This window comes from Neobacillus drentensis NBRC 102427 (assembly GCF_001591445.1).
GTDB lineage: Bacteria > Bacillota > Bacilli > Bacillales > Cytobacillaceae > Neobacillus > Neobacillus drentensis.
In genome coordinates, this window is record NZ_BCUX01000098.1 from 1 (window position 1) to 6,794 (window position 6,794).

Below are 6,794 nucleotides of genomic sequence, written 5' to 3' on the forward strand. Positions count from 1 at the left end.
AGTATGATGTCTGTTCATGCTGAGAACAAGAGAGAACGGTAACCATAGGGTGGATGATATCCGTTCAAGTTGAAAACTTAGAGTGAATGGTAACCTAACAACCAAAAGAGTCGAATGAAGCCAGGTAAATATCGGCACTGTGAACCATTCATAGTAGCCGTCTATTTCACCGGTACTAAATCATAAATGTACTTGGGTTAGAGTAGTAAAGGTCCTACCTACTTAGCCGCAAGGAGATGTTTTCTAAAAAGGACTGGGCTATTTTTTTTTCATAATGAAAAGCACCGCACAAAATGCGGTGCAATTTCATATGGATTTTACTATACATTTTCAGCTACAAATTCACGTTTTGCGATAGTCACTGGAACCGGTTAACATCATTCCTCGTCTTTTTTCTGTTTTTTCTTGGCCTCTTGGAGGGCGAGGAGGATATCTTGAACGTCAATTTTTCCATCGTTATTTAGATCGGTTAAGGTATTTTCAGGTACAGTCGGCGGCGGAGTTACCGGAGTTGGGGTTGGAGCAACTGGTGCCGCAGCAACTGCTTGCTGTTTCGGTCTAAAGGCAAACGTGAACAACAGGAGAATAATAATCAGCAATCCGGCAACCCCATCCACGATGTAAAAAATAGTAGTATAGTCGGACCAAAGCGTTTTGTTGCTGCCCATCCTCTTCTCGGAGTTCGCGATATATTGTTTGATTTCAGAATGATTTGGATAGATCCGTTGGACGGCCTCGAATTTATCTAAAGCATGCTTATAATAGCCGCCCCAGTAAAGGTTAAGTCCTTCCTGATAAAGTCTATCTGTATCACTCTTCGCATTTTTCGCACCGGCTTGGTTGACAAATTCTTTCACGGTATTAACAGGCACGGCAAAGTTAAATCCTTGGACTTCTTGACCGTTGACTGTGTCGCCCCTAAACGTGAGTAAGCCAATGATTTCGCCCTTTGCGTTGATGACCGGTCCACCGCTATTGCCATGTGTGGCCGCCGCATTAATTTGAATGACTGGGCTTCCTTGTCCTGTCTTTTTGGAGGTTGCCGAAATTTGGCCAGCATTCATCGAAGAAACTAAGGATGAATCGGGTGATAATAGATCTGAATCGGCAGCAGCAGGGTAGCCGCTGACCCAAATATTATCTTGATTCTGGATATTATCTGAATCTCCAAGCGGTAGAGTCGGCAGGTTTTTCCCTTCAATTTTTAGGACAGCGACATCTTTTCCTTCATTAATAGGGGCCCCATAGCTTTTAACCTCGCCATCCAGTATATCCCCGCCAGGTAAAATTACTTTCAGAACTTTTTGGATGTCCTTGTATTGTGTATATTGGACCATATACTTGTAGGCTGTTTTATAGTCTATCTTAAAATAGTCCGCGATGATTGTTACCAGTTGTTCAAATGCAGCATTGGCAATTTCCTCGTCTTTTTTTTGAGTTGCCTCCACAACGTGAGCATTGGTGACGATGTAGCCGTTAGAACTAATAATGGCCCCTGAACCTGAGCCGCCCACCACGGATTGATTTTTTAACTGTTCCAATATGGCGATGACTTCAGGATCATTGGGATTATTAAATTGCCACTGGACAACAGCATAATCAACGATCCGAACCACTGCCGGCTTGGAGTATTCCGCGAGTTTTTGTGCTTGAGCAATTTTCCCGGCGGTTGGTTTGAGATTGATGAGGAAAATCGAAGCCACCATTACTGCAATAAGTAGCAAACTGATAGGTATGGTAAAAAGGGCCCTCTTTTTCAAAACATAATTCACTCCTAGGTCGGATATTTTAAAAATTTACTCTGCAATATATTCGCCCATGGGATAAAAGTAATATTGTACATCTAAAATTTTTAGATAATAAGTGAGTGTCATGGGTCTTTTTGAAGTTTTTATGACAAAAGGAGAGGATTGCTTTTTCATAAAGGGGCAATCTTTGGTATCATGATTAGTGAATGAAAATGATATCGGACTGAAGATATAGTTGGAGGCCTCTATGGAGAATCAATTGAAGGTAATGGCTGTGTTTGGAACAAGACCTGAAGCAATTAAGATGGCACCCTTGGTAAAAGAATTAGAGAAATATCCTGATAAAATTAAGCCGATTGTGACGGTGACGGCGCAGCACCGCGAAATGCTTGACCAAGTACTGCATATTTTTGAAATTACGCCTGATTATGACTTAAATATAATGAAGGAACGGCAATCTCTGCTGGATGTTACGACACGCAGCTTAGAGGGACTCAATCAAGTTCTTGCAGATGTCAAGCCAGATATTGTGCTGGTCCACGGTGATACGACGACCACATTTGTGGCGAGTTTGGCGGCTTTCTATCACTCGATTCCGATTGGACATGTCGAGGCAGGACTTCGGACTCATAATAAATATTCACCGTACCCCGAGGAAATGAACCGCCAGTTGACGGGAGTCTTGGCCGATCTTCATTTCTCGCCAACGATCCAATCGAAGCAAAACCTATTGGTGGAAAATAAGCGGGAGGAGTCTATATATATCACAGGAAATACGGCCATCGATGCACTTAAAACAACGGTGCGGGCCAATTATTCTCATCCTGTATTAGACCAACTCGGGAATGACCGGTTAATTCTGATGACGGCCCATCGCAGGGAAAACACGGGGGAGCCAATGGAAAGTATGTTCCGAGCGATTTGCCGTGTGGTCGAAAAACATGCCGATGTGCAGGTGGTTTATCCCGTCCATATGAATCCAGTGGTTCGTGAAATTGCCAAACGAGTGCTGGGGGATAACGAGAGAATTCATCTGATTGAGCCTTTAGATGTGATTGACTTCCATAACTTTGCCGCAAGGGCCTATCTGATTTTGACTGATTCTGGCGGTGTACAGGAAGAAGCGCCGTCCTTGGGTGTACCGGTACTAGTTTTACGTGATACCACCGAGCGCCCAGAAGGGATTGAAGCAGGCACCTTAAAACTGGCTGGAACCGATGAAGAAACCATCTTTGGACTTGCCAATGAGTTATTGTCAGACCCAGCGGCACATGATAAAATGGCTCACGCCTCTAATCCATACGGTGATGGATACGCTTCTGAGCGAATCGTCCAAGCCATCCTCCACCACTTTGAAAATGGAGAACGCCCAGCGGACTTTGGGGTTGAGAAATGATTTTTTTAGGAGATATAGTTAGATGAAAATTAATAAAATCCATCATATTGCGGTGATTTGTTCAGATTATCAAAAGTCGAAGGATTTTTATATTCGAATCTTAGGACTGACGCCTATTAATGAAGTTTATCGCGCGGAAAGAGATTCCTATAAGCTTGATTTGGAAGTGAATGGTCAATACCAGATTGAGCTGTTTTCTTTTCCAGACCCTGCTGACCGGCCAAGCTATCCTGAAGCAGCAGGATTGAGGCACCTTGCGTTTGAAGTGGATGATATCGAGGAAGCGGTTCAATATATGACAAGCCACCAAGTGAATGTTGAGGCCATCCGAGTGGACCCCGTCACCAACAAGAAATTCACCTTCTTCGCGGACCCGGATGGGCTGCCGCTTGAGCTTTATGAGCGATAAATTTAAGTAGGGAAGTCCTGTTTTGTAGTAGTTTAATTTGTGTGATATAAAACTGTAACTCAGGATTGACGACCGAAATGGGAGGAAAAAGGCAATTCGGGTAGCCAATGGGGGTCATTGAGGACTGAAATCGGAGAGTAAAAGTAATTTTGGTAGCCAATAGGGGGTATTGGCTACCAAAATCGAATTGATGGAGTCGATTGGGTCGTTAATAAACCTACAATATCCTATTCCTTCGGGCTGACAGGAAATTAATAATCGTCCCAGACAAATGAGCAAGACCGCAAATCATATTGTGGTCTTGCTCTGTTAATACTGTCCATCGCGTGCGTACAAAGGATGCGAACTGTCCACGAGCGGTGCCTGACACCAAGCCATTAACACCCAAGCCTCTTTATCTACGCAAACCCGGATTTGGGTTTGGGAGTCCATATTCACTTGGAGACCATGAGCCGTAACCGCCTGGGGGCGGTTGGAGCTGCTGTCCGTACATGTTCATATTTGGACCAAATCCAGGATATCCTGGACCGCCAACAGGAGGGTAGCCTAAGCCTCCACCAACACCTGGTCCATAAGGGTTGTAACCTTGAAGTGGTCCACCACCGTATCCGCCGTAGCCTGGGAATCCGCCATATCCCCCGGGATTTTGAACGTTCCCTAGAGCGGCTCCTCCTAAATAACCTAAGCCTAGCCCGAGCAAACTAGATCCCAATGATCCAAGGTTAAATCCTGAATGTCCACCTTGATGCTGCGGCCCACCATGGTGTTGTGTTCCCCCATGATATTGCGACACATCATGGTGTTGTGTTCCCCCATGATATTGCGGCCCACCATGGTGTTGTGCTCCATCGTGATATTGCGGCCCACCATGGTGTTGTGTTCCCCCATGATATTGCGGCCCATCATGATGTTGCATTCCACCATGAATTTGTGACCCGCCATGATACGGAGGTCCGCCTTGATGCTGCATCCCACCATGATTCTGTGCCCCACCTTGGAATTGTCTACTATCATAATGCTGGTTTAATCCATTTTGATACTCCACGGGCATATAATAAGGATTATACATAATATTCTCCTCTCTCCTCACGATCGTAACCATCCTATGCATGTTATTAATTTACTCTTGGGCAGAGCCCAATTAATTGGGGTTATCGCACCACCGCAAATGAAAAATACGTCTCAAGTCCTAGAATTCTTTCCGTTTGAGGTCCATGGCGTGCAGGAGTTGTTTCGTGTATTGTTGAAGTATTAAATGGAAATAATTTTCTATTTGGTATATATTTTGAGTGAAATGAAACATTCCATTGCATTCATTCGTAGTAATATACAGATGTCTTAAGTCAGGAGTCGATTATAATGAACCCGATTTTGTCGTTTCTTCTTCGCTCTTTTGTAGCCGTCCCAGTAACGGTGTTAACTTGGCTAATCACCTATTTTCCCTTGGACCAGACCTTTTGGCCGGCAACTGGAATAGCGATAACTGCGGGGATTCTGATCCATTTCATCCTCGCCATTGTGATGAACACTAGCTTTTTAAAAAAGCATCAGATCTCAAGAAAAGAATACCGATACATTCGAAAAAATCTAATGGAAGCCAAGCGGAAAATTAATCGCTTGAATAAAAATCTTTTCACCATCCGTGATATTTCATCTGTAAAACAAAGATTAGATCTCCTTAGAATTACCAAGAAAATACACAAGATGACCACAAAAGAGCCGAAGCGATTTTACCAGGCGGAGCAGTTTTATTTTTCACATTTAGATTCAATCGTTGAACTTACCGAAAAATATAGCTTCTTATCCTCACAGCCAAAAAAGAATATGGAAATGGGTCAATCCCTGATTGAAACCCGTCATACGCTTAATGAACTAACAAAGGTATTGGAGGAAGACCTATATAAAGTGATTTCTGACGATATCGATACTTTAAATTTTGAAATTGACGTCGCAAAGCATACCCTTAATAAGCAAAAGGACGCTAAATTTCCTGAAGAAAATAGGTGGCTAAAATGAATGAAAACAACCCAATCCAACCCAATAATACTGGTGATTTATTAGATGATATCCTTGCCGACCCGTTTGGGGATAAGCTTGAGCTTGCTAAAAAGCCCGTCCAGCACACAGGCGAGGCGAAACCAGTTAAATTAATTGACGTCATCCCGGAAGAACACCGCGCAAAGGCCTATCAGATTGCGGAGCAAATCGATCCGACCAATCATCAGTCGATGATTCAATATGGTACCCAGGCCCAAGGGAAACTGCTGACTTTCTCCCATACGATGCTAGAGCATGTGCAGAAACAAGATGTGGGTGAAATCGGGCAAATCATTAGTGATTTAATGAAGCGACTAGATGAAGTGAATCCGGATGATTTGAAGGATGGGAAGCCATCCTTATTTGCTCGTATGTTTGGGAAAATTTCTGGTTCCATTCAAGAAGTGCTCTCAAAATATCAAAAAACAGGCGCCCAAATTGACCGAATCAGTGTAAAACTGGACCGCAGTAAAAACGTCCTGATGTCCGATATTAAGTTGCTAGAACAACTGTATGAGACCAATAAAGAATACTTTCATGCTCTTAATGTTTATATTGCCGCTGGCGAGATTAAGCTGGAAGAAATGCAGGAAAAGACTATTCCTCAGCTAAAAAGGGCAGCGGAAGTGGCCAATGACCAAATGAAGTTCCAAGAAGTCAACGATATGATTCAATTTGCGGACCGGCTGGATAAGCGTCTCCATGATTTGAAATTAAGCAGGGAAATTACCATCCAAAGTGCCCCGCAGATTCGCTTGATTCAAAATACGAACCAAGCGCTTGTGGAAAAAATCCAATCATCGATTATGACGGCGATTCCATTATGGAAAAATCAAGTGGCGATTGCGTTGACATTAATTCGCCAGCGTCATGCCGTCGAGGCGCAAAAACAGGTATCGAAAACAACCAATGAACTTCTCCTGAAAAATGCCGAAATGCTGAAAACCAATACGATTGAGACGGCAAAAGAAAACGAGCGCGGTATCGTTGATATTGAAACCTTAAAGAAAACGCAAGAAAGCCTCATTACAACACTCGAAGAAACAATGCGAATTCAAGAAGAAGGCCGCCATAAGCGCCGCCAAGCCGAGCAAGAACTGGCAACGATGGAAAACGACCTTCGCCTAAAACTGCTTGAGATCAAAGGAAAATAACCAAAAAAGATCCCTCGTTGCGACCAAACTGGAGCGAGGGGTCTTTTTTG

6 protein-coding genes are annotated in these 6,794 nt (G+C 43.5%); 4 read left to right on the forward strand and 2 right to left on the reverse strand.

Translation table 11 applies throughout. The annotated features are described in order from the left end of the window. Window positions 1-377 precede the first annotated feature (377 nt). On the reverse strand, window positions 378-1,760 hold the full coding sequence (locus BDR01S_RS23895; RefSeq protein WP_066259003.1) for a S1C family serine protease: 1,383 nt from the start codon (window positions 1,758-1,760) through the stop codon (window positions 378-380). A 235-nt stretch (window positions 1,761-1,995) separates the two neighbouring features. Here BDR01S_RS23895 and wecB point away from each other — a divergent pair, with 235 nt between their 5' ends. Next, entirely contained in the window at window positions 1,996-3,144 is a 1,149-nt protein-coding gene (gene wecB / locus BDR01S_RS23900) for a non-hydrolyzing UDP-N-acetylglucosamine 2-epimerase (protein ID WP_066259002.1), read from the forward strand. A 22-nt stretch (window positions 3,145-3,166) separates the two neighbouring features. Further along, window positions 3,167-3,553, forward strand: coding sequence for an SMU1112c/YaeR family gloxylase I-like metalloprotein (gloA2, locus tag BDR01S_RS23905; protein WP_066259001.1), 387 nt, complete (start codon window positions 3,167-3,169; stop codon window positions 3,551-3,553). A 394-nt stretch (window positions 3,554-3,947) separates the two neighbouring features. Here gloA2 and BDR01S_RS23910 read toward each other — a convergent pair whose 3' ends face one another. Beyond that, window positions 3,948-4,622 (reverse strand): hypothetical protein, encoded by a 675-nt coding sequence (locus BDR01S_RS23910; protein WP_066258997.1) that lies wholly within the window; start codon window positions 4,620-4,622, stop codon window positions 3,948-3,950. A 290-nt stretch (window positions 4,623-4,912) separates the two neighbouring features. Here BDR01S_RS23910 and BDR01S_RS23915 point away from each other — a divergent pair, with 290 nt between their 5' ends. After that, complete coding sequence (locus tag BDR01S_RS23915) at window positions 4,913-5,569, forward strand: 5-bromo-4-chloroindolyl phosphate hydrolysis family protein (RefSeq protein WP_066258996.1); 657 nt, start codon at window positions 4,913-4,915, stop codon at window positions 5,567-5,569. Continuing rightward, window positions 5,566-6,744, forward strand: a complete 1,179-nt coding sequence (locus BDR01S_RS23920) for a toxic anion resistance protein (RefSeq protein WP_066258995.1) — start codon at window positions 5,566-5,568, stop codon at window positions 6,742-6,744. Before BDR01S_RS23915 ends, BDR01S_RS23920 begins: the two co-directional genes overlap by 4 nt. The last annotated feature ends 50 nt before the right edge of the window (window positions 6,745-6,794 follow it).

What these genes read in the sequence shown, in the direction of transcription:
- wecB (WP_066259002.1), top strand. Translation starts at nt 1,996, where the DNA reads ATGGAGAATCAATTGAAGGTAATGGCTGTGTTTGGAACAAGACCTGAA.
- gloA2 (WP_066259001.1), top strand. Translation starts at nt 3,167, where the DNA reads ATGAAAATTAATAAAATCCATCATATTGCGGTGATTTGTTCAGATTAT.
- BDR01S_RS23910 (WP_066258997.1), bottom strand. Translation starts at nt 4,622, where the DNA reads ATGTATAATCCTTATTATATGCCCGTGGAGTATCAAAATGGATTAAAC.
- BDR01S_RS23915 (WP_066258996.1), top strand. Translation starts at nt 4,913, where the DNA reads ATGAACCCGATTTTGTCGTTTCTTCTTCGCTCTTTTGTAGCCGTCCCA.
- BDR01S_RS23920 (WP_066258995.1), top strand. Translation starts at nt 5,566, where the DNA reads ATGAATGAAAACAACCCAATCCAACCCAATAATACTGGTGATTTATTA.